This window comes from Pseudoduganella sp. S-14 (genome assembly GCF_049913285.1).
Classification (GTDB): Bacteria; Pseudomonadota; Gammaproteobacteria; order Burkholderiales; family Burkholderiaceae_D; genus Rugamonas.
This window is the reverse complement of sequence record NZ_CP183991.1, coordinates 2,851,536-2,871,297: the sequence shown is the minus strand read 5'-3', so window position 1 is coordinate 2,871,297 and position 19,762 is coordinate 2,851,536. Positions and strand designations below refer to the sequence as shown.

19 protein-coding genes and 1 pseudogene are annotated in these 19,762 nt (G+C 61.5%); 9 read left to right on the top strand and 11 right to left on the bottom strand.

Annotated features, from left to right (window positions below; genetic code table 11):
- Positions 1-65: 65 nt before the first annotated feature.
- The 4 genes from tilS to cysS form a co-directional block, all read right to left on the bottom strand.
- The gene (gene tilS / locus ACN9MZ_RS13295; RefSeq protein ID WP_426342565.1) at positions 66-1,388 is read right to left on the bottom strand and encodes a tRNA lysidine(34) synthetase TilS; all 1,323 of its coding nucleotides are present in this window, start codon (positions 1,386-1,388) and stop codon (positions 66-68) included.
- Between the two features lie 71 nt (positions 1,389-1,459).
- Positions 1,460-2,434 (bottom strand): acetyl-CoA carboxylase carboxyltransferase subunit alpha, encoded by a 975-nt coding sequence (locus tag ACN9MZ_RS13290; protein WP_426342564.1) that lies wholly within the window; start codon positions 2,432-2,434, stop codon positions 1,460-1,462.
- A gap of 66 nt (positions 2,435-2,500) precedes the next feature.
- Positions 2,501-3,148, bottom strand: coding sequence for a DNA-3-methyladenine glycosylase family protein (locus tag ACN9MZ_RS13285; RefSeq protein ID WP_426342563.1), 648 nt, complete (start codon positions 3,146-3,148; stop codon positions 2,501-2,503).
- Positions 3,148-4,545, bottom strand: a complete 1,398-nt coding sequence (cysS, locus tag ACN9MZ_RS13280) for a cysteine--tRNA ligase (RefSeq protein ID WP_426342562.1) — start codon at positions 4,543-4,545, stop codon at positions 3,148-3,150. Before cysS ends, ACN9MZ_RS13285 begins: the two co-directional genes overlap by 1 nt.
- A 183-nt stretch (positions 4,546-4,728) precedes the next feature.
- On the opposite strand from cysS, the gene ACN9MZ_RS13275 reads away from it, so the two are divergent.
- The 3 genes from ACN9MZ_RS13275 to ACN9MZ_RS13265 are packed head-to-tail and all read left to right on the top strand — an operon-like array spanning position 4,729 to position 6,672.
- Entirely contained in the window at positions 4,729-5,409 is a 681-nt protein-coding gene (locus tag ACN9MZ_RS13275; RefSeq protein ID WP_426342561.1) for a peptidylprolyl isomerase, read from the top strand.
- Positions 5,410-5,441: 32 nt separating this feature from the next.
- A complete protein-coding gene (locus ACN9MZ_RS13270; RefSeq protein ID WP_426342560.1) occupies positions 5,442-5,933 on the top strand; it encodes a peptidylprolyl isomerase in 492 nt (163 codons plus the stop codon).
- Between the two features lies 1 nt (position 5,934).
- A complete protein-coding gene (locus tag ACN9MZ_RS13265) occupies positions 5,935-6,672 on the top strand; it encodes a UDP-2,3-diacylglucosamine diphosphatase (RefSeq protein WP_426342559.1) in 738 nt (245 codons plus the stop codon).
- On the opposite strand, the gene ACN9MZ_RS13260 is transcribed toward ACN9MZ_RS13265, so the two are convergent.
- Positions 6,635-7,147 carry a hypothetical protein gene (locus ACN9MZ_RS13260; RefSeq protein WP_426342558.1) on the bottom strand — a complete coding sequence of 171 codons (513 nt, stop codon included), beginning with the start codon at positions 7,145-7,147 and terminating at the stop codon, positions 6,635-6,637. The genes ACN9MZ_RS13265 and ACN9MZ_RS13260 overlap by 38 nt on opposite strands.
- Before the next feature lie 213 nt (positions 7,148-7,360).
- Between ACN9MZ_RS13260 and ACN9MZ_RS13255 the strand changes: the two genes are divergently transcribed.
- From ACN9MZ_RS13255 to ACN9MZ_RS13230, 6 genes and pseudogenes are all read left to right on the top strand, one after another.
- Positions 7,361-7,741, top strand: a complete 381-nt coding sequence (locus tag ACN9MZ_RS13255) for a BlaI/MecI/CopY family transcriptional regulator (protein WP_426342557.1) — start codon at positions 7,361-7,363, stop codon at positions 7,739-7,741.
- A gap of 20 nt (positions 7,742-7,761) precedes the next feature.
- Positions 7,762-8,622: pseudogene (locus tag ACN9MZ_RS13250) on the top strand (M56 family metallopeptidase); the annotation flags it as partial.
- Positions 8,623-8,766: 144 nt separating this feature from the next.
- Positions 8,767-9,510: a class D beta-lactamase gene (blaOXA, locus tag ACN9MZ_RS13245; RefSeq protein WP_426342899.1), complete on the top strand. Its 744-nt coding sequence runs from the start codon at positions 8,767-8,769 to the stop codon at positions 9,508-9,510.
- 10 nt (positions 9,511-9,520) lie between these two features.
- Positions 9,521-10,255: a class D beta-lactamase gene (blaOXA, locus tag ACN9MZ_RS13240; protein WP_426342556.1), complete on the top strand. Its 735-nt coding sequence runs from the start codon at positions 9,521-9,523 to the stop codon at positions 10,253-10,255.
- A gap of 177 nt (positions 10,256-10,432) precedes the next feature.
- The gene (gene nirK / locus ACN9MZ_RS13235; RefSeq protein WP_426342555.1) at positions 10,433-11,833 is read left to right on the top strand and encodes a copper-containing nitrite reductase; all 1,401 of its coding nucleotides are present in this window, start codon (positions 10,433-10,435) and stop codon (positions 11,831-11,833) included.
- An 80-nt stretch (positions 11,834-11,913) separates the two neighbouring features.
- On the top strand, positions 11,914-12,594 hold the full coding sequence (locus ACN9MZ_RS13230; protein ID WP_426171485.1) for a Crp/Fnr family transcriptional regulator: 681 nt from the start codon (positions 11,914-11,916) through the stop codon (positions 12,592-12,594).
- Here the strand turns inward: ACN9MZ_RS13230 and ACN9MZ_RS13225 are convergent.
- The 6 genes from ACN9MZ_RS13225 to ACN9MZ_RS13200 all read right to left on the bottom strand — a co-directional run bounded on the left by ACN9MZ_RS13225 (position 12,551) and on the right by ACN9MZ_RS13200 (position 19,707).
- Positions 12,551-13,810, bottom strand: coding sequence for a permease (locus tag ACN9MZ_RS13225; protein ID WP_426342554.1), 1,260 nt, complete (start codon positions 13,808-13,810; stop codon positions 12,551-12,553). The genes ACN9MZ_RS13230 and ACN9MZ_RS13225 overlap by 44 nt on opposite strands.
- Positions 13,810-14,037, bottom strand: coding sequence for a DUF2249 domain-containing protein (locus ACN9MZ_RS13220; RefSeq protein ID WP_426342553.1), 228 nt, complete (start codon positions 14,035-14,037; stop codon positions 13,810-13,812). Before ACN9MZ_RS13220 ends, ACN9MZ_RS13225 begins: the two co-directional genes overlap by 1 nt.
- Positions 14,038-14,047: 10 nt before the next feature.
- On the bottom strand, positions 14,048-14,443 hold the full coding sequence (locus tag ACN9MZ_RS13215) for an RrF2 family transcriptional regulator (protein WP_426171479.1): 396 nt from the start codon (positions 14,441-14,443) through the stop codon (positions 14,048-14,050).
- A gap of 1 nt (position 14,444) precedes the next feature.
- Positions 14,445-16,715, bottom strand: coding sequence for a nitric-oxide reductase large subunit (locus ACN9MZ_RS13210; RefSeq protein WP_426342552.1), 2,271 nt, complete (start codon positions 16,713-16,715; stop codon positions 14,445-14,447).
- 91 nt (positions 16,716-16,806) lie between these two features.
- Complete coding sequence (locus tag ACN9MZ_RS13205) at positions 16,807-17,058, bottom strand: hypothetical protein (protein WP_426171475.1); 252 nt, start codon at positions 17,056-17,058, stop codon at positions 16,807-16,809.
- Between the two features lie 177 nt (positions 17,059-17,235).
- A complete protein-coding gene (locus tag ACN9MZ_RS13200; protein ID WP_426342551.1) occupies positions 17,236-19,707 on the bottom strand; it encodes an adenosylcobalamin-dependent ribonucleoside-diphosphate reductase in 2,472 nt (823 codons plus the stop codon).
- Positions 19,708-19,762 lie beyond the last annotated feature (55 nt).

The following is a 19,762-nucleotide window of genomic DNA, read 5'->3' as shown; positions in this document are numbered from 1 at the left end:
AAAAAGCTCATACACTCATACCTAATTGGCATAAGTTCATATGTCTAGACAGGTGTCAGCAAAAATTATTTGGTTTCCCAGCGAAACACCAAACGATGCTCTGTACTGGAGCTCAGTTTGCGGCAATCCATGCCGATACCGGCGGCATACAGGATATCGCCGTGGATCGATACCATGGGCAGGCGCTCGCGCTCCCAGGCGGGGATGCCCAGGGTCTGGTAGTGCTGCTTGAGCGTGCGCGTGGGGCGGTTGCGGGCGGGCTTGAGCTTTTCGCCGCCCTTGCGCAGTTCGATCGTCAGCATTTGCTGGCGCAGCCAGTCGGGGTCAAGGCCGACCGGCGCCAGCTCGACATGCAGCGTGCCGCCGAATTCAGGGAAATCGATGCTGCCCTCCCCGTTCCAGCGGAAGCTCGCCCGCTGCCCGGCGTCGGCCTCGGCGCGGCGCGGAACCAGGTAAAGGCGGTCGCGGTGGCGACGGACCTCGCAATCGGGGTGCGTAACCTTGAGGTTGGCATCGTCGCGCGCGGTCAGGGCTTGTTCCTGCATTTCGGCCAGCCAGCTTGCCGATGGCAGGCGGATGCCGCGTTCGGCGAACCAGTGGCGCAGCAGGTTAGAGGTGCGGTCGGCACTGAGCGTGCGCACCTTGGCCATGTCGAGGCTGTCCTCGCCGGCCAGGCAGGCACGCAGGTCTTCGGCGGCCTGCTCGGTCAGCAGGCGCTGCGCGGATTGCGCATGGCGCGCGCTGCGGGCGAAGCGCTCCTGGTAGCCGGGGAAGGCTTCGGCCAGGCGCGGCATGACTTCGTGGCGCAGCGCATTGCGGGCGTAGCGGGTGTCGGCGTTGGATTCGTCTTCGATGTGGGCGACGGCGTATTCGCGTACGTATTCTTCGAGATCGGCGCGGCTGGCCTGCAGCAGCGGGCGTGCCAGCAGCACATCCGGGGTACCGAGCAGCGTTGGGGCGCGGTTGAAGGCGTCCATGCCGGACATGCCGGCGGGGCCGGCGCCGCGCAGCAGCTGCAGCAGGATGGTTTCGGCCTGGTCGTCCAGGTGGTGGGCTGTCAAGAGCAAGTGGACTTTGTGCTCCGTGCAAAGTGCGCCGAGGGCGGCGTAGCGGGCTTTGCGGGCGGAGGCTTCGCTGCGGTTGTCCAGCGTGACGCGGCGGCTGGCGAAGGTGATGTTGAGGCGCTCGCACTCGGCACGGCAGTGGGCTTCCCACGCGTCGGCGTTGGGGCTCAGGCCGTGGTGGATGTGGAAGGCGTACAGTTTGCGCCCGCTCGATGCAGCCAGGTGCAGCAAGGTGCTGCTGTCCAGGCCTCCGCTATAGGCGATGGCGATGGGGCCTTGCGGGAGTTCGGCGAGGGATTGCTGGAGGGTTTGTTGGGCGCGCATACAAAAACCGGTAAACCAGGGTCTGACCCAAGCAGGGTCTGACCCAAGGGTCAGACCCAGATTTGCCGGTTTTACTCGGAAGCAGTGGTTTCTTTGAACTTACCGTAGCTCATCAGCTTTTCGTGACGGGCAGCCAGCAGGTCCTTGGTCTTCACACCCTGGAACTGGCGCAGCGAATCGGCCAGCGCGCGTTTCAGCATCTTGGCCATTTCCTTCGGATCGCGGTGAGCGCCACCCAGTGGCTCGTTGATGATCTTGTCGACCAGGCCCATGGCCTTCAGGCGGTGCGCGGTCAAGCCCAGCGCTTCAGCGGCATCGGACGCGCGCTCGGAAGTCTTCCACAGGATCGAAGCGCAACCCTCAGGCGAAATCACCGAGTAAGTCGCGTACTGCAGCATCAGCACGGAGTCGCCAACGGCAATCGCGAGCGCGCCGCCGGAGCCGCCTTCGCCGATGATGGTGGCGATCAGCGGCACTTTCAGTTCCGCCATCACGTACAGGTTGTGGCCGATCGCTTCCGATTGGCCGCGCTCTTCAGCGTCGATGCCTGGGAAAGCGCCCGGGGTGTCAACGAAGGTAAAGATAGGCAGGTTGAACTTCTCGGCCAGCTTCATCAGGCGCATGGCCTTGCGGTAGCCTTCCGGCTTCGGCATGCCGAAGTTGCGCATGGCGCGTTCTTTGGTATCGCGGCCCTTCTGGTGGCCGATCACCATGCATGGCTGACCGTTGAAACGGGCAAAGCCGCCGACAATGGACTGGTCGTCCGCGTAGGTGCGGTCGCCATGCAGTTCGTGGAAGTCGGTGAAGATTTCGTTCACATAGTCCATGGTGTATGGACGTTGCGGGTGGCGGGCAATCTGGGAAACTTGCCAAGGAGTCAACTTGGCGTAAATGTCTTTGGTCAGCTGCTGGCTCTTCTTGGCCAGGCGGTCGATTTCTTCGGAAATGTCGACGGCCGAATCGTCTTGCACGAAACGCAGCTCTTCAATCTTGGAATCCAGTTCCGCGATCGGTTGCTCAAAATTGAGGAAAGTCGTTTTAATCATTGTACCTCCAAGGTTTTTTGCTTCCCCGACAACATTGCTTTTTACCGTTGCCGGTGAGAATTTGCGCTATTTTACCGGAACCGGATCAAGGCTACGCCATAAATACCAGGTGGCGACCGTCCGGAAGGGTTCCCAGTTGGCCGAAACCTCGCGCGCATCGCTACGCGACACGGGCTCCCCGGAAAAATAATTCTGGCTGATTCCACTGATCAGCCGGCTGTCATCAAGCGGCAGCACGTTGGGTCGGAGCAAATTAAATATCAAAAACATCTCCGCTGTCCAGCGCGTAATGCCGCGAATCTGAACCAGTTCAGAAATAACAGCTTCGTCATCCATCTGCGCCCATTGGGCGGCGTGGACCTTCTTGTTCTTGAAATGGTCGGCCAGGTCCAGGATGTATTCGGCCTTGCGCTTTGAAAGGCCGCAGCCTGCGAGCGCAGCGGCACCGGCCTTTTGCACGGCCGCCGGGGTGAATTTGGGACAGATTTCCAGTAGCTTGGCCCACGCAGCATTGGCGACCTGGGTCGTGACCTGCTGGTTGACGATGGCGCGCGCCAGGGTGATGAACGGGTCGTCATGGCCGACCAGGTGCAAATCGCCGAATTGGGGAATCAGGCGGTTCATGATGCGATCGCGTTTCATGAGCTCTGCCTTGGCTTCCTCCCAATACGGCGGCACCGGGGCCTGATCCCCGTTCTCCCTGGATAGAACCATTACGCGCGACGCCAGTTCGTGGTGCCGTCAGGCTTGTCTTCGAGGACGATGCCGGCCGCCAGCAGGTCGGTACGCACCTTGTCGGCAGTGGCGAAGTCGCGCGACTTCTTCGCTGCGGCGCGGGTCGCAATGGCGGTTTCGATGGCCGCTTCGTCCATGCCCTCGCCTTCCGCGCCTTTCGGTGCGGCCTTGCGGTATTCCTCGGGGCTACGTTCCAACAGGCCCAGGACAGCAGCCAGGCCTTTCAGCTGGCGCACTGCTACTGGCGACTTGGTCTTGTTCACTTCCGAAGCCAGGTCGAACAGCACCGACACCGCAATCGGGGTGTTGAAGTCGTCATCCATCGCCTCGGCAAAGCGCTTGGCGTTGTCTTCGTTCCAGTCCAGTGGCTGGCCGTCGCCTTCCACGCCGTCCAGCGCTGTGTACAGGCGTGTCAGCGCGCCGCGCGCGTCGTCCAGGTGCACGTCCGAATAGTTCAGCGGGCTGCGGTAGTGGGCGCGCAGGATGAAAAAGCGCACTACTTCAGCGTCGAACTGCTTCAGCACTTCGCGGATCGTGAAGAAATTGCCCAGCGATTTGGACATCTTCTCGCCATCCACGCGCACGAAGCCGTTGTGGACCCAGTAATTGGCCAGCGTCTTGCCCGAAGCGCCTTCCGACTGCGCGATCTCGTTTTCATGGTGCGGGAACTGCAGGTCAGCGCCGCCGCCGTGGATGTCGAAGGTTTCGCCCAGCAGGGAGCACGACATGGCCGAGCACTCGATGTGCCAGCCGGGGCGGCCCTTGCCCCACTTGGAATCCCATTTCACCTCTTCCGGTTCGGATTCCTTGGCGGCCTTCCACAGCACGAAGTCCAGCGGATCGCGCTTGCCGGTATTGACGTCAACACGCTCACCCGCGCGCAGGTCATCCAGCGACTTGCCCGACAGCTTTCCGTAGCCTTCGAACTGGCGCACAGCGTAGTTGACGTCGCCGTCGGCAGCCTTGTAGGCCAGGTCCTTGGCTTCCAGCTTCTCGATAATGCCCAGCATCTGCGGCACGTATTCGGTCGCTTTCGGCACGTCGGTCGGATTCAGGATGCCCAAGGCCTCGCAATCCTCGTCCATGTACTTGATGAAGCGGCCGGTCAGCTGCCCGATCGTCTCGTTATTCTCGACCGCACGCTTGATGATCTTGTCATCGATGTCTGTGATATTGCGCGCATAGCGCACGTCGTAGCCCGATGCCTTCAACCAGCGGTAAATGACGTCGAACGCCATCAGCATGCGGCCGTGGCCCACGTGGCAGTAGTCGTATACGGTCATGCCACAGACATACATCCGGACTTTGCCCGCCTCAATAGGTTTGAACGACTGCTTTTCGCGCGCCAGCGTGTTGAAGATCTTTAAATTGCTCATCGGACTAGAAGTAAACGGGTCACTGGTGCGAAGCGCCTGGGGCGTCGCACCGGTGCTCGGTGTGTACCAGGGGGATGTTTGGTCCCTTTGTTATAGTTCTACTTTGTTAGAATGGAACGTCTGGCGAAGTATAGCACTGAAAAATTCGCGCACGCGAGTCGCAATTCTTATAAAGGAAACAAGATGCAGAAGAAATGGATTGCCCTGCTGGCCGGCCTGCTGATTGGCAGTGCCGCGGCAGCTGCCGACAACCCTCAAGTATCGATCAAGACCAATGTGGGCGAAATCATCGTGGAACTGGACCAGGAAAAGGCCCCGATTACCACCGCCAATTTCCTCGCTTATGTGAAGAGCGGCTATTATAAGGACACCATTTTCCACCGCGTGATCAACGGTTTCATGGTGCAGGCAGGCGGCTACACGGCCGACCTGAAAACCAAGCAGCCGCTGCGCCCTGACATCAAGAGCGAAGAGAAGAATGGCCTTTCCAACCTGGCCTACACCATCTCGATGGCGCGCCACGATTCGCCGAATTCCGCCAACTCGCAATGGTTCATCAACGTGGTGGACAACATCGGCCTGGACTACCCGAACATGAAAGGCCACGGCTATGCCGTCTTCGGTAAAGTCATCCAGGGCAAAGAGACCGTCGACAAGATCAAGGGCGTTCTGGTGGACGACAAGCCAGGCTTCCAGAACATCCCGGTCAACCCGATCGTGATCAAATCGGCCACGGTCCTCAAGAACCGCATCGTACCGCCCGCCCCACCGGCACCGCCGCCAGTTGCCGAGCCTGCACCAGCCCAGGAACCTGCACCGGTCCAGGAGCCCACTCCTGCTCCGCAGCCAGAGCCTGTAAAATAACTCTTTTTCAGTAACACAAAAAGGACAACAAGATGACCACCATCACCATCACCACCAACAAAGGCACCATCGTTGCCGAGCTGGACGCAGAGAAGGCACCGAAGACCGTAGAGAACTTCCTGCACTACGTGAACGCTGGCCACTACAACAACACCATTTTCCACCGCGTGATCGACGGCTTCATGATCCAGGGCGGCGGCTTCGAGCCAGGCATGAAACAGAAGCCAACTGACCAGACCGTGGAAAACGAAGCCAAGAACGGCCTGAAAAACGAGCCATACACCCTGGCCATGGCACGCACCTCGGCACCGCACTCCGCATCCGCACAATTCTTCATCAACGTGAAGAACAACGGCTTCCTGGACTACCCAGGCCAGGACGGCTGGGGCTACGCCGTCTTCGGCAAAGTCACCCAGGGCACCGAAGTGGTTGACGCAATCAAGAGCGTGAAGACCACCCGTTCCGGCATGTTCTCCGACGTGCCTGCGGAAGACATCATCATCGAAAAGATCGAAGCAGCTTAATTTGATTCTCTTCGTATCAGACCTGCATTTGCAGCCGGCGCGGCCGCTGCTGACGGAAGCGTTCCTGCGCTTCCTCGACGAACATGCGCTGGGTGCAAAGCAGCTCTACCTGCTGGGCGATATCTTTGAATATTGGGCAGGTGATGATGACCTGCCGGATCCATTTCACCAGCAGATCGTGTCCGCCCTGCGCCGCGTCAGCGACGCGGGCGTGCAGTTGTTCTGGATCGCGGGCAACCGCGACTTCCTCGTCGGCGAAACGTTCGCCGCCGCAGTGGGCCTGACCCTGCTGCCCGAAACCTGGGTGATCGATGCCTACGGCCAGCGCATCGTGCTGGTGCACGGCGACGCCCAATGCACGCAAGACGTGAAATACATGGCCTTCCGCGCGCAAGTGCGCCAGCCAGCGTGGCAGCAGCAATTCCTGTCCATGCCTTTGGCCCAACGCAAGCAGATCATTGCCGGCCTGCGCGAGCAGAGCAAGCAAGGCCACGCCGAGAAGTCTTACGAAATCATGGATGTGACGCCAGAAGCGATCGCCGACGTGTTTGCCCAAACCGGCACCACGATCATGATCCACGGGCACACCCACCGCCCCGCCCTGCACGAAGTCGCCGGCACCCGCCGCTACGTGCTGCCGGACTGGGAGCCCGAATCCACGCCCCCGCGCGGCGGCTGGATCTCCATCGCCAGCGACGGCATCATCGTCCGCCACGCACTCGACGGCACCATTCTCTGACGCCATGCACGTCGCCATCCTCACCTTCGATGGCTTCAACGAAATCGATTCGCTGGGTGGCGCTGGTCACCCTGAACCGGCATAAGAAGCCGGGATGGAAAGTATCACTGCCATCGCCAAGCGAACAATACACATGTCCTCCGCTATCGCGGTAAACCCAATGCACCAATTTTTCTGGTCTGCTCATGATCCCCGGGATGCATTGTCCGCCCGGATCGGCGTTGCTGGTGACGGTTGCCATTGGTATGCCACATATCTCCTGCGCGCATAGGGTCAAGGCTTCCGGCGTCAACGCGCATCGGAAATCATTGCTCTCTCCAATTAATCGCTTGCTGCGCACGGCCAAATCTGCCATTTGGATATATCCCTCAACGCCAAGATGCATCAGAGGCGATTCAAGTTCCCTGTTCAACGCCTCGAGTCCCGGGATCAGGTCAGCCCGGAACGCCCGCGCGTACCTCAGGAAAGTCAGCACCTCAACCAGCACCTCCAACTGGATGGTGCACGCTCATGCTCAGACGCCACGCGCTTTAAAGTCAAAACGCCGTCATGCTTATTTTGGCCATGTTCCTGACAGTCCCTCGGTCGATGTGCCAACATGTTGCACTCAAGTTGGTTTGACAAATTATTGACAACAATGTGACTTTTGTCACATACTTAATCCAATCGTCACAAACTGAGTCTCGCCATGTCTATTCCATCTACCCCTGAACTCTGCGTACTGAAGGCGCTCTGGCGCCAGACGCCTTTGAGCGCGCGCGAAATCCACGAGTCCGTAGAGGAAGAACTTGGCTGGTCGTTCTCCTCCACGCGCAAGACGGTGGAACGGATGATGGAGAAGCAGATGGTCGCGCAGCACGTACGCCATGGTGTACAGGTCTACGAGGCCTTGCTCGACAAGGTTGAAACCCTGGCCGCTTATGCCCATGATTTCGGCACCCGCATCATGGAGCTGGAGTCACCTCTGCCAGTCAACATGTTCGCGGGCAGTAAACTGGTGGATGCCAGCGAACTGGCGCAGCTTGAGCAGATGCTGTCAGACTGGCCCGATGAGGATGAGGCAAAGTGAACGACTTTGACCTCCTGCTGATGCGCTTCCTGCTTGCGAGCCTGGGCTGCCTTGCGGCCGGCTTCAGCGTATGGGCGCTGAGCGCCCTGCTTCGGCGCTTCCTGCCGGCGCTGGCGGCGCAGCGGTCCTTGTGGCTGCTCGGTCAACTCACCGTGCTGGCGACCTTCGCCCTGCTATTGCTGCCGCATAGTGAGCGCGTGCGCTTGATTCCACCGCTCGAAATAGCAACGGAAACCGTGACGCATTACATTACGCCACCCAAAGCGCCACGGCCAATCGATGCGGCAGCGGCGCCAGAACAGAATGAGGGTGGCACGAGTCACGCGCGCGGCTGGCTTTTGCATGGCGCGCAGTTCTGGCTGGCCATTTACTTGATCGGGCTGGCGTGGGCGGTCATTAATCTACGCCGTGCGCAGCGCTGGCTGGAACGCCTTGCCGACAGCGGCACCATGCGCGCCGACGGGGAGGCGCCAGGACATGCCGATATCATTGAGATCGACGCTCCGATTTCGCCAATGCTGCTTGGGCTGTTGCGCCCTCGCCTGCTGCTGCCGCGCCATCTGGGCGGCTTCGACCAGCTACAGCGCGAGCTGATCGTCGAACACGAGATGACCCATTTGCGCCGCCATGACTTGCAATGGATGGCGGCCGGGGTCTTGCTGCAGACGCTGTTGTGGTTCAACCCCTTCATGCGCCTTCTGCGCGCAAACCTCACCTGGGCCCAGGAACTGGGTTGCGATCGTGACGTGTTGCATGGTCGCCCAGCGTCACAGCGCAAGGCGTATGCCGCCGCCCTGGTGGCCCAGCTCAAACTGCAGCACCTGCCACCTCAAGGCGCCCTGGCGTTCGGCAGCATCGATGCCAACACGCTGACCGAGCGCGTATCGCTGATCCGCACGCCTGGCAACGCGCGCCGTGCCATGTGGGCCCGCGCTGCGACCGTAACGCTACTGCTAGCCATCGGGGCCGGCAATTTCGCTTTGCAGCCGGCGCTGGCGTGGAGCGTCTCCCCTTCCGCGCAGTCGATGGCAGCCCTCGATTGCACCAGCTTTGTCGATGCCGCCACCGGCAAGGCGCTGCTGCGCAAGGGCGATTGTTCGACGCGCATCACGCCTGTTTCGACGTTCAATATCGCCGTCAGCCTGATGGGCTATGACAGCGGCTTCCTGAGCGACCAGCACGCGCCGACGCTGCCTTACCTCGCCAGCTACCATGCCGGCCGGCCCGAATGGCGGCGCGATCTCGATCCGCAAGAGTGGATTCGCGTCTCAGCTTCCTGGTATGCACAGCAAGTCACGACACATCTCGGCCGCGAACGTTTCAACCGCTATGTAAAGGCCTTCGGCTATGGTAACGGCGATACCAGCGGCGATGCGGGCAAGGATAACGGCCTGACCTGGTCATGGATCGGCTCCTCGCTGCAGATTTCCGCTGACGAGCAGACCGCTTTCCTGCGTCGCCTGGTGCGCCGCGAGCTGGGCCTCTCGCCGCTCGCCTATGAACAGACAGCCGGCCTGTTGAAGGTGAAAGATCTGCCGGGCGGCTGGCAAGTCTTTGGCAAGACCGGCACTGGCGCCCCCCTCGGCCCGGACGGCAAGGACGATTACTCGCGCTCCTACGGCTGGTTCGTAGGCTGGGCCACCAATGGCGAACGCACCATCGTGTTCGCCCGCCTCCTGCAAGACGAGAAAGTTGAGGAAGGCGCCGCCGGACCGCGGCTCAAGGAAGCCTTCCTGAACCAACTGCCCGCACAACTCAAAGCACTCTAAGGACTCAAAAATGAAACGCAAAATCTTCGCCCTGCTTGCAGGGCTGGGCTTCCCTTTGCTCGCGTTTTCTGCAGAACACTGCCTGGCGATGGCCGATGCGGCCAGCGGCAAGTGGCTGGTGCATGAAGGCGTGTGCGACAAACGCCTGCCGCCGATGTCCACCTTCAAGCTGCCCATCGCCCTGATGAGTTACGACGCCGGTGTCTTGCAGGACGAGCACACGCCCGTGCTGCCGTTCAAGCAAGGCTACGTGGACTGGCGCCCCGTGTGGCGGCAAGCACACGATCCCAGCTCGTGGATGAAGGAATCCGTCGTCTGGTACTCGCAGCAAATCACCCTGCAAATTGGCGCGGATCGCTTTGCCAGCTACGTCAAGCGCTTCAGCTACGGCAACGCGGATGTCAGCGGTGATCCGGGCAAGAACAACGGGCTGTCCAACTCCTGGCTCGGCTCTTCATTGCGCATTTCGCCGGACGAACAGATCGGCTTCCTGCGCCGCGTCGTCAATCGCGAATTGGGCATCAAGCCGCAAGCCTACGAGATGGCGGCGAAGCTCGTGCACTGGCCAGATCAAGTCGGGGACTGGCAGGTCTTCGGCAAGACCGGGAGTGGCACTGGTGTTGGATGGTATATCGGGTGGATCGAGCGAGGCGGCAGGCGCATCGTCTTCGCCCTGGCAGGCAACACCAGCGGGATGGAACAGCGCGATACCTTTTTGGCACGATTGCCGCAGCTCGCGCCATAGGGCGTCGCGCCGGGCCTTCTCCTCGCTTGACCTAGATCAAAAATATTTAACTTGCATTGAGAATACGCAGTTCTTTCCAAATTTTTGACCTGCGTCAATTCAATAACATGCATGTAAAACATAAGATTTAGCTGTCAACCGGCGCAATCCCGTGCCGGACAAACCTGTGAGAAGAAAATGAAACCGACCTTGATGTCCAAAGCCATTGCAGCACTGGTGATCGGTGCCGCAACACTGGCGCCAGCTTATGCACAACACGGCCAGCACGGCGGCAGCACAGCCGTCCAATATCGTCCTGACGTGACCTTTACCCTGCACACCGATATCGCAGACGGTAAGCTGGTCTTCATCAGCGACGCCGGCGAATCCAAGGGCAAGGCTAACCCGACCTTGCGCGTGCCGGAAGGTGCTGTGGTGCAGATCAACCTGGTCAACGGCGATGGCGCAACCCACGACATTTCGGTGCCTGACTTCAAAGTCAAATCGAACCAGCTGAAAGACAAAGGCGCATCGACCGCCGTTGTGTTCAAGGCTGACAAGAAAGGCGAATTCACCTATATCTGCTCCCTGCCTGGCCACGTGGCTGCGGGCATGATCGGCAAGATCATCGTCGGCGAGGGCGAGCTCAAAGCAGCACCAAAAGGCGTCGACATTTCGCGCAATCCGACAGAAGTCGGTGCGCCTATTGGCAAGCGCGGTCCGCAAACCGTGAACGTCAAACTGGACACCACCGAAGTCCTCGGCCAGCTGATGGATGGCACCACCTACAAATACTGGACCTTCAACAGCAAGGTTCCAGGCCCCTTCATTCGCGTGCGCGTGGGCGATACCGTGAACGTGGACATGTCCAACGCCAAGGACAGCCACATGATCCACTCGGTTGACTTCCACGCCGTGACCGGCCCAGGCGGCGGTGCTGCAGTGACCCAGGCCGCTCCCGGCAGCACCAAGAGCTTCACCTTCAAAGCCCTCAACCCAGGCCTGTACGTGTACCACTGCGCGACCCCGATGGTGGCCCAGCACATCTCCAACGGCATGTATGGCATGATCCTGGTCGAACCTGAAGGCGGCCTGCCGAAAGTCGACCGCGAGTTCTACGTGATGCAGGGTGAACTGTACACTGCGCAGAAGCACGGCACCCCAGGCGAAGCCGAGTTCTCGCTGGACAAACTGCTGGCCGAACAGCCGGAACACCTGATGTTCAACGGCACCCATGACGCGCTGACCAAGACCCATCGCATGGAAGCCAAGGTTGGAGAAACCGTCCGTATCTTCTTCGGTGTCGGTGGTCCTAACGCAACCTCCAGCTTCCACGTGATCGGCGAAGTGTTCGATCGCGTCTACAGCATGGGCGACCTGACCTCGCCTCCGCTGCAAAACGTGCAGACCACCACGGTGGCGCCAGGCGGCGCAACGATGGTCGAGTTCAAGACCGAAGTGCCGGGACGCTTCATCCTGGTCGATCACGCGCTGTCGCGGATGGAGAAAGGCCTGGTCGGCTTCCTCTACGTGACCGGCAAGGAGAATCCGGAAATCTTCCGGACCACCAGCAAGCCTGACGGTGATTCGGGCCACTGATCCACAGGATTAACACCGACATTACCTTAACCAGGACAGGACCCGCCCAGCGGGTCCTTTTGCCATTTCAGGAGAACCAAATGCCAAGCCCCAAAATCGACCCCCGCGAGTTCCTCAAGCGACTGCCCCTGTTCGCAGACCTGTCGCCGGAGGAGCTGACGCTGGTGGCTGCCGGCACGACCGAACACCACATCCCGCGCGGCAGCGCCGTCTTCCAGCGCGGCGATCCATGCGTCGGCTTCCACATGGTCATCTTCGGCCAGGTCAAACTCAGCTTCCTGTCCGCCCAGGGCAACGAAAAGATTGTGGAGATCATCGGCCCGGGCCACAGTTTCGGCGAAGCGCTGATGTTCATGGAAAAGCCGTACATCGTCACCGCCCACGCAGTCAGCGACTGCATGCTGCTGCACATTTCCAAGCACACCGTATTTGCCGAACTGGCGCGCAACCCGCAGTTTGCACGCCGCATGCTGGCCGGCATGAGCCGCCGCCTGCATGGCCTGATATCAGACGTGGAAGCCTACTCGCTGCGCTCCGGCAGCCAGCGGATCATTGGCTATCTGTTGAAGGATGACGATGCGACCGATGGTTCGGAAATCACGCTGGCGGTCAGCAAGAAGCTGCTGGCCTCGCGCCTGAACCTGACCCCGGAATATTTTTCGCGCGTGCTGCACGAGCTGGCCGACCAGGGCATGATTGCCGTGAACGGCCGCCAGATCAAGATTCTTGATTCTGCTCGTTTGCGAGCTTACGAAGGCTGATCGCAGCCAGCGCCAGGTCGAATCCCAGGCGCATGCAGGAAACTGCCAGTACCGCACCTGCCGCCTGGGCAAGCCAGCCAGGTGCGATGGCAGCAGCAAGCAGCATCACCACGCTGGCAGCATGCCAGGCGAACTGCACGCGCGGTTCGCTCTCCGGCATCAACTGGCGCACTCCCGGCACGTCGCAGCCGGCGTGCTGCCCGTGGTACCACAACAGGAACGGCACGATCTTGTACAGCATGCCGTTCACTGCAGACATGGCAAAGCCACCGATAAACAGCACGCCAAGCACCAGCGCCTTGTCCACGCCGCGCGGGCAAAGGAAGACGGCGACGCTGGCCAGCAAGGAGCCAAGCGAGAGCCACCAATACCAGGTCGATACGTCGGCCGCGCGCTTGCGGCGGAACAGCAGCACCAGGGTGTACACCGCGAACAGCCCCAGGCAGACGCTCACCAGCCCCGCCCCGATCCATTGCCATGGCGCGTTGAGTAGATAGCCGGCGGTCCACAGCGCCAAGCCGCCAAGGCATAGCGGCGGCAGCGTGAAGGCAAGCTGGCGCGGAAACAGCTGGGTGGACTGGAACATCGGCACCACCTGGAACACCACGGATACGACCAGCACGCCGACCCAGCCCACCAGGGCCCAGGCAGCATGCACATTGGTCCATTCCATTACGCGCAGGCGCACCGCGCCCACCAGGAAGGCCGCCAGCGCCACACCGATGGTCACGGCGCAGGCCAGTGCCACCACGGCCTGGCGCATGCCCGCCACGACCGGCAATGCATTCGGCGCCGAACGCTGCGACAGCGCTCTCGCCAGGACGGCAATAAGAAGAATGAAGGCGCCCGCCAGCAGGATGCCGGCCGCGCGCAGGCACCACGGCAGCCCATGCAGGAATCCTGCCGCCAGCAGCAGCGCGCCCCCGGCCAGGGCGCCCCAGATCACGGGACCAAGCCGGCGCGCCCAGTGCAGCTCGACGCCGGCAACCACCGGCACCATTTGCAACAGCGAACCGGCCATGGCCATGCCGAGGAAACCGAGCGTCAGCAAATGGGTCACGGCCAGCGTGGCCGGAGCCCAGCGTGTGCTCATTGCGTCGGCGCCCTGCCACACCAGCAGCAGGCCAGCCAAGGCGCCGAACCATGGCGCCGCCAGCAGGAATTGCAGCGGCAGCGCCAGCCCGGGCGTATGCTCGAAAGCCAGCTTGCGTTGCATCAGTCGTTCTGGGAAATCAGGATTTCGTAGATATAGTCTTCGCGCATCGAGGTGCGGTAGCGGTAGCCGTTTTTCTCGAGGATGCGATAAAGGGGGACCGGCTCGCGGTCGATGACCATGCGGATATGCTGGCCAGGTTGCAGCAGGTCGAGCGCTTCCAGTACGCGCTCCATCGGTTCAGGCGGCACCATGCCGCACAGCTCTAACAAAATTTCAGGCGCACTCATGATGGTTCCTTCAGATAAGGTCCGCCAGGGTCTGGCGGTCGAGATGACCAAGGTAAGCCTCGGTCGCCCTGTGCAATCCCTCCTGCAGGCGGCAAGCGCCGGCCAGCTGGCAGGTATTGCGCGTGGCATTGAAACATTCGACGATCGTAAAGTCGGCTTCAGCAAGGCGCACCACGGCGCCCACCGAAATCGAAGCCGGTGGCTGCGCCAGGCGCAGGCCACCGGCCCGTCCGCGCCAGGTGGCCACCAGCCCGGCCTGGCCGAGCCGGTGAGCCACCTTGCGCAGGTGATGTTCGGAGATGCCGTGTGCCTTGGCGATCTCCTGCACGGTCACCAACCTGCCCTGCTGCCGGCCCAGGTACATCAGCAGGCGCAAGGCGTAGTCGGTGTGGCCCGTGAGGCGCATCTTAGTTCTCCAGCGCCACGCCTTCTGCCACGGTCTCTTCCTTCTTCGCCTTGCCGATCAGGCGCAGGGCGAACAGGGCGAGGAACAGGCAGCCAATCGCGAACACGATGTCGCCCGGAACACGCAGCCAGACCGCGGTTTCCATGAAGGTCGAGTGCACCACTTCCGGCGAACGGGCGAACCACATGCCCTTGGTGATCGCCGCCGCAGCCTGGTAGATACCGGCAGGAACCAGCGAGATGAACACCATCATGGCCAGGCCGATGTTCAGGCACCAGAACATGGATGCGAGCAGCTTGTCCGACCAGGCGAAGCGGTCAACCAGGCCGCGCAGGCAGAACAGCATCAGGCCGATACCCAGCATGCCGTACACGCCAAACAGTGCAGCGTGGCCGTGGGCGGCGGTCATGTTCAGGCCTTGCATGTAGTACAGCGCGATCGGGGTATTGATCGAGAAGCCCAGCAGGCCAGCGCCCACGGTATTCCAGAAGCCCACTGCGATGAAGCACAGGATGGCCCATTTGTAGGCGCCGATCCAAGGAGCAGCTTTGGAACGCTTGTAGTTGCGATAGGCCTCCATGCCGATCAGCGACAGCGGAACCACTTCCAGTGCCGAGAACATGGCGCCGATAGCGATCACCGAAGTCGGGGTACCGGTGAAGTACAGGTGGTGCAAGGTGCCCAGGATGCCGCCGAACAGGAAGACGATGGTTTCCAGGATGATGGCGCTATTGGCCGAAGCAGCGCGGATCAGGCCCAGGCGGGTGAACAGCAGCGCGATAACAGCGGTTGCGAACACTTCGAAGAAGCCTTCCACCCACAGGTGGACCAGCCACCAGCGCCAGTACTCGATCATCGAGTAGTGGGTGCCCTTGCCCCAGGTCAGGGACGTGGCGTAGAAGCCGCCGATGCACAGTGCAGCCAGGAACACCATGGCGATGATGCCGCGGCTTTCCGATGGTTTCTTCAGCGCCGGCCACAGGCCGCGACCGAGCAGGAAGGCCCAGAACAGCAAGCCGATGAACAGCAGGATCTGCCACACGCGGCCCATCGAGGTGAACTCAAGGCCCTGGTTACCCAGCCAGAACGAGAAGTCGACGCCCTTGTGCTGCAGGGTGCCCAGCCAGCCGGTGGCGGTCGAGCCAACCACGATGAACAGCAGCGCGTAGAACAGGACGTCGGTGCCCAGCTTCTGGAATTTCGGCTCGACGCCGGAAATCGCAGGAGCGATATACAGGCCGGTAGCCAGCCAGGCGGTGGCGATCCACAGCACGGCGAACTGGGTGTGGATGGTGCGGCTGACGGTGAACGGCAGCACGTTAGCCAGCGGGATACCGAAGAAGCTCGAGCCTTCCACCGCAAAGTGCGCGGTGATCACGCCCATGCCAACTTGCGCCAGGATCAGGCCGATCACGACCAGGAAGTACTTCTTGGTGGCCTTCATCGAAGGCGTGGCTTTCAGCGAGAACAGCGGATCGTTCTTCGGTGGCACAGGATCTTCTTCTTCCTTGTGCATGCCGTGGTAGAACAGCATGCCGGCGATGGCGCCGATCATCAGGATGACCGAAGCGATCGACCAGATGCCGGCGCCGGCGGTCGGAGTATTGTCGATCAGCGGTTCATGCGGCCAGTTGCTGGTGTAGCTCAGGCCAACTTCGCCTGGACGGTCGGCAGCGGCAGCCCACGACGACCAGAAGAAGAAGCCGGTCAGCGCAGTGCGGTCGGTCGCTTCCGGCAGCGAATTCGGCGCCATGGCGTACTGTTCGCGCAGCTTGTCGTATTGCTCGGCATTGCCGAACAGGCCAGCGTAGTGGTTTGCCACGGTGCGCACTGCTTCGGCGCGGATGGCCGACAGCTTCACTTCGTTGGTGTCGGCGTTGTAGGTGTTGGTGCGCAGCTCGGTCTTCACCAACGCATCAACGTGGGCTTTCGCGCCGGCTTCGAGCTGGGCGTAGTCCTTGTTGAAGTTCTTGCGTGCGAACAGGTCTTGCAGCGCGACGGCCTCGCGGTGCAGCCAGTCGGCCGACCAGTCAGGCGCCAGGTAGGAGCCATGGCCCCATACGGTGCCCAGTTGCTGGCCGCCAGCGGACAGCCAGGCGCTCTGGCCGTATTTGACCTGGTCAGGCGTATACAGCACCGCGCCGGTGTCGTCGACGACTTGCGCTATTGGAGGCGCTTTCAGGTAAATTTCGCGGCCCACCCAGCCCAGTACCGTAAACGATAGCAGGCAGATAATGGCGAGCCACGTCCATAACTTCTTAGTGGCGTGCATGATAGCTCCTTTTGTGGTGTTTCAAATGTATGTTTTTAGCCAGAATACAGCCGCCACTCGGGCAGCTCACATGATCCAGGTCAAGTCTTGGTCAATGGCCGCCGCAACCGCCGCAGCAGGTGTGGCTGCGCTGTTGCGGCGCGACAGGTGGGTAGCCGTGCTCTTCCAGCAGCTTGCCCAGTTGGGGGACGCTGGTCAGGGAGTCGTCGAAGGCGACTTCAACGTGGGCAGCGCCGGCTGGGGCGTGTACGCCACGGATGCCGGGGACGGTGCGCAGCAGGTCAAGCACGCGGGTGACGTTGGCGGCGTCCAGGGCGGAAGCAAGTTGGAAAGAATGATGCATTTGTAAGTCCTCCTCGGGGTTAGTGTGGGAGGAAGTTTAGGGAGGGGTGGTTTTTTCGTCCTTGACGCAGCTTAAGCAAAAACCGGTCAACCCGGGCCTCGCGGCTGGTGGCCTACACCACCAGCCGCGCCGCGGACAGCGTCCGACCCTGCGGGTCAGACACTGATTTACCTGTTTTCAGCCACACCCACCCATATAGTGGCACTCGACACACCGCGTACACCCATCCACCTTATGCAACGCCCGCGCCCCGCACTCCGGGCACTTGCCCGCCGATTTCGTTGGCGCGGCCCCCGCCGCCGTCATTGCCTCAGGCGCCACGTGTCCCGTCGACGCACACCGCACCGCCAATTGCGGCACCGGCACCTGGTTGCCAAAAGCATCCAGGAACCCGCGCCGTATCAAAATCCGCTGCAAGGTAAACGCAATCGCCGCCACTTCCGAATCGTGATAAACCGGCACCTGCACCCCGTCCTCCCGCGTCAGCAAGCCGCAGCGCACCGGTCCCTTCTCCCAAGCCACCTCGCGCATATCCGCCAGTGCCTTCGCGATCGAACTGCCCGCCCGCGCCGCCATTGAAAGCAAGCGCATGGACGAAGTAATCCACTGCTGCCCATCGCTACGCTGGTTCGCCGGCATGAAGAACTCAAACGGCCGCTCAATCCGCACCGGCACTCCATCCAGCATGCCATCCACGGTGATGAAGCTCACGGTAAGGTAGGCCGACTTCTTGCCCTCCTGCGTCCAGTATTCGACCTTGGAGGTCACCGACTCCAGTTCCCCCAACGGACGCCCATCGAAGCGCTTGCGCAGCGGATCATCGTCAAGCCGCACAGGTGCAACGGCCACAGAAGCCGCTGCCGGTTCCGGCGCCACGCTCAGCACGCTGCCCGTCACCGTATTCGGACGGAAGGTCGCAAGCCCTTTCAACCCCGCCACCCACGCCTCGGTGTACAGCTCCTTGAAATCCTCATACGGATAGTCTTCCGGCACATTCACCGTCTTCGAAATCGCCGTATCGACGAAAGGCTGCACCGCCTCCATCATGCTCACATGGTCCAGCGCCGCCATATCCAGCGCGGTGACGAACTGCGGCGGCAATTGCCCCATGTCGAAGCCCATGTGGCGGTACAGGCGCCACGCATGATCCGCCACCTCATAGGAGCGCGACGAACCATCCGGCATGCGCTTGCGGCGCTGGTAAACCCAGGAGAACGCAGGTTCGATGCCGTTGGAAGCATTGTCCGCAAAAGCCAGCGTAATGGTGCCGGTCGGCGCAATCGACAACAAGTGAGAGTTGCGGATGCCATGCCGCGCAATCGCCTCGCGCAAGGCGCCCGGCAAGCGGCGCACGAACGCGCCCTCAAGGTACAGCTCCTTGTCGAAGAACGGAAAAGCGCCCTTCTCCTGCGCCAGCGCCACCGAGGCCGTATAAGCCGCGTCGCGCAAGGCCTCGGCAATGCTGGCCGCCATTGCCCGGCCGCTTTCGGAGTCATAGCGCATGCCCAGCATCACCAATGCGCTGCCAAGGCCAAGAAAGCCCAGGCCGATGCGGCGCTTGGCCGCGCCCTCGTCCGCTTGCTGCGGCAGCGGCCACTGGGTCGCATCCAGGGCCAGGTCCAGCATGCGCACCGCGATGCCAGCCACCTGGCGCATCGCCTCGTAATCGAAGCTCGCACGATCGGTGAAAGGATGCTGCACAAAGCAGGTCAGGTTCAGCGAACCCAGGTCGCAGCAGCCATAGCCAGGCAGCGGCTGTTCTCCGCAAGGATTGGTGGCGCGCAGGGTCTCGCAGTAATACAGATTGTTCTCGGCATTGATGCGGTCCACGAACAGCACGCCCGGTTCGGCGTGGTCGTAGGTGGAAGTCATCACCTTGTCCCACAGCTCGCGCGCCGGCACGCGGCGGTAAACCCAAAGTCCATCCTCGCGCCGATAGGCGCCGGCAGCCAGGTCCTCATCGCCCGGTTCGACCTTGTGCACCAGTTCGAACCCGGCATCGGCAGCCAACGCCCGCATGAAGGCGTCCGTTACCCCGATCGACAGGTTGAAGTTGCGGAAGCCGCCATCGTCCTTCGCGGCGATAAAGCGTTCAATATCCGGATGGTCGATGCGCAGCACGCCCATTTGGGCGCCGCGCCGCGCGCCGGCCGATTCCACTGTCTTGCAGGAAGCGTCGAACACCTCCATGTACGACACCGGGCCGGAAGCACGCGATTGGGTGCCCTTCACCTTGGCCCCTGCCGGACGGATGGCGCTGAAATCGTAGCCCACGCCGCCACCGCGGCGCATCGTCTCCGCCGCTTCCGCCACGGCGGTATAGATGCCGGGCAGCCCATCGTCCTCGCCGGTCACCGAATCGCCCACCGGCTGCACGAAGCAGTTCATCAGGGTCGCCTTCAGCCCCAGGCCAACGGCAGAATTGATGCGTCCCGCCGGCACGAAGCCATTCTCCTGCGCCCACAGGAACTTTTCTTCAAGCTCATCGCGCAATTGCGGCGCCTCCAGGGCAGCCAATGCGCGCGCTACGCGGCGGCGGACGTCGATGATGTCCTGCTCATCCCCTTTCGCGTATTTTTCGCGCAGCACGTCCAGCGAGATTTCCTGGGGCGGCATGGGGTTGCCGAACATTTTTTCGTTTGCATTCATGGATAGTCCTGCTCAGGTTAAAACTGAGCCCGACTATCCACGAAAGCCGGGCCAA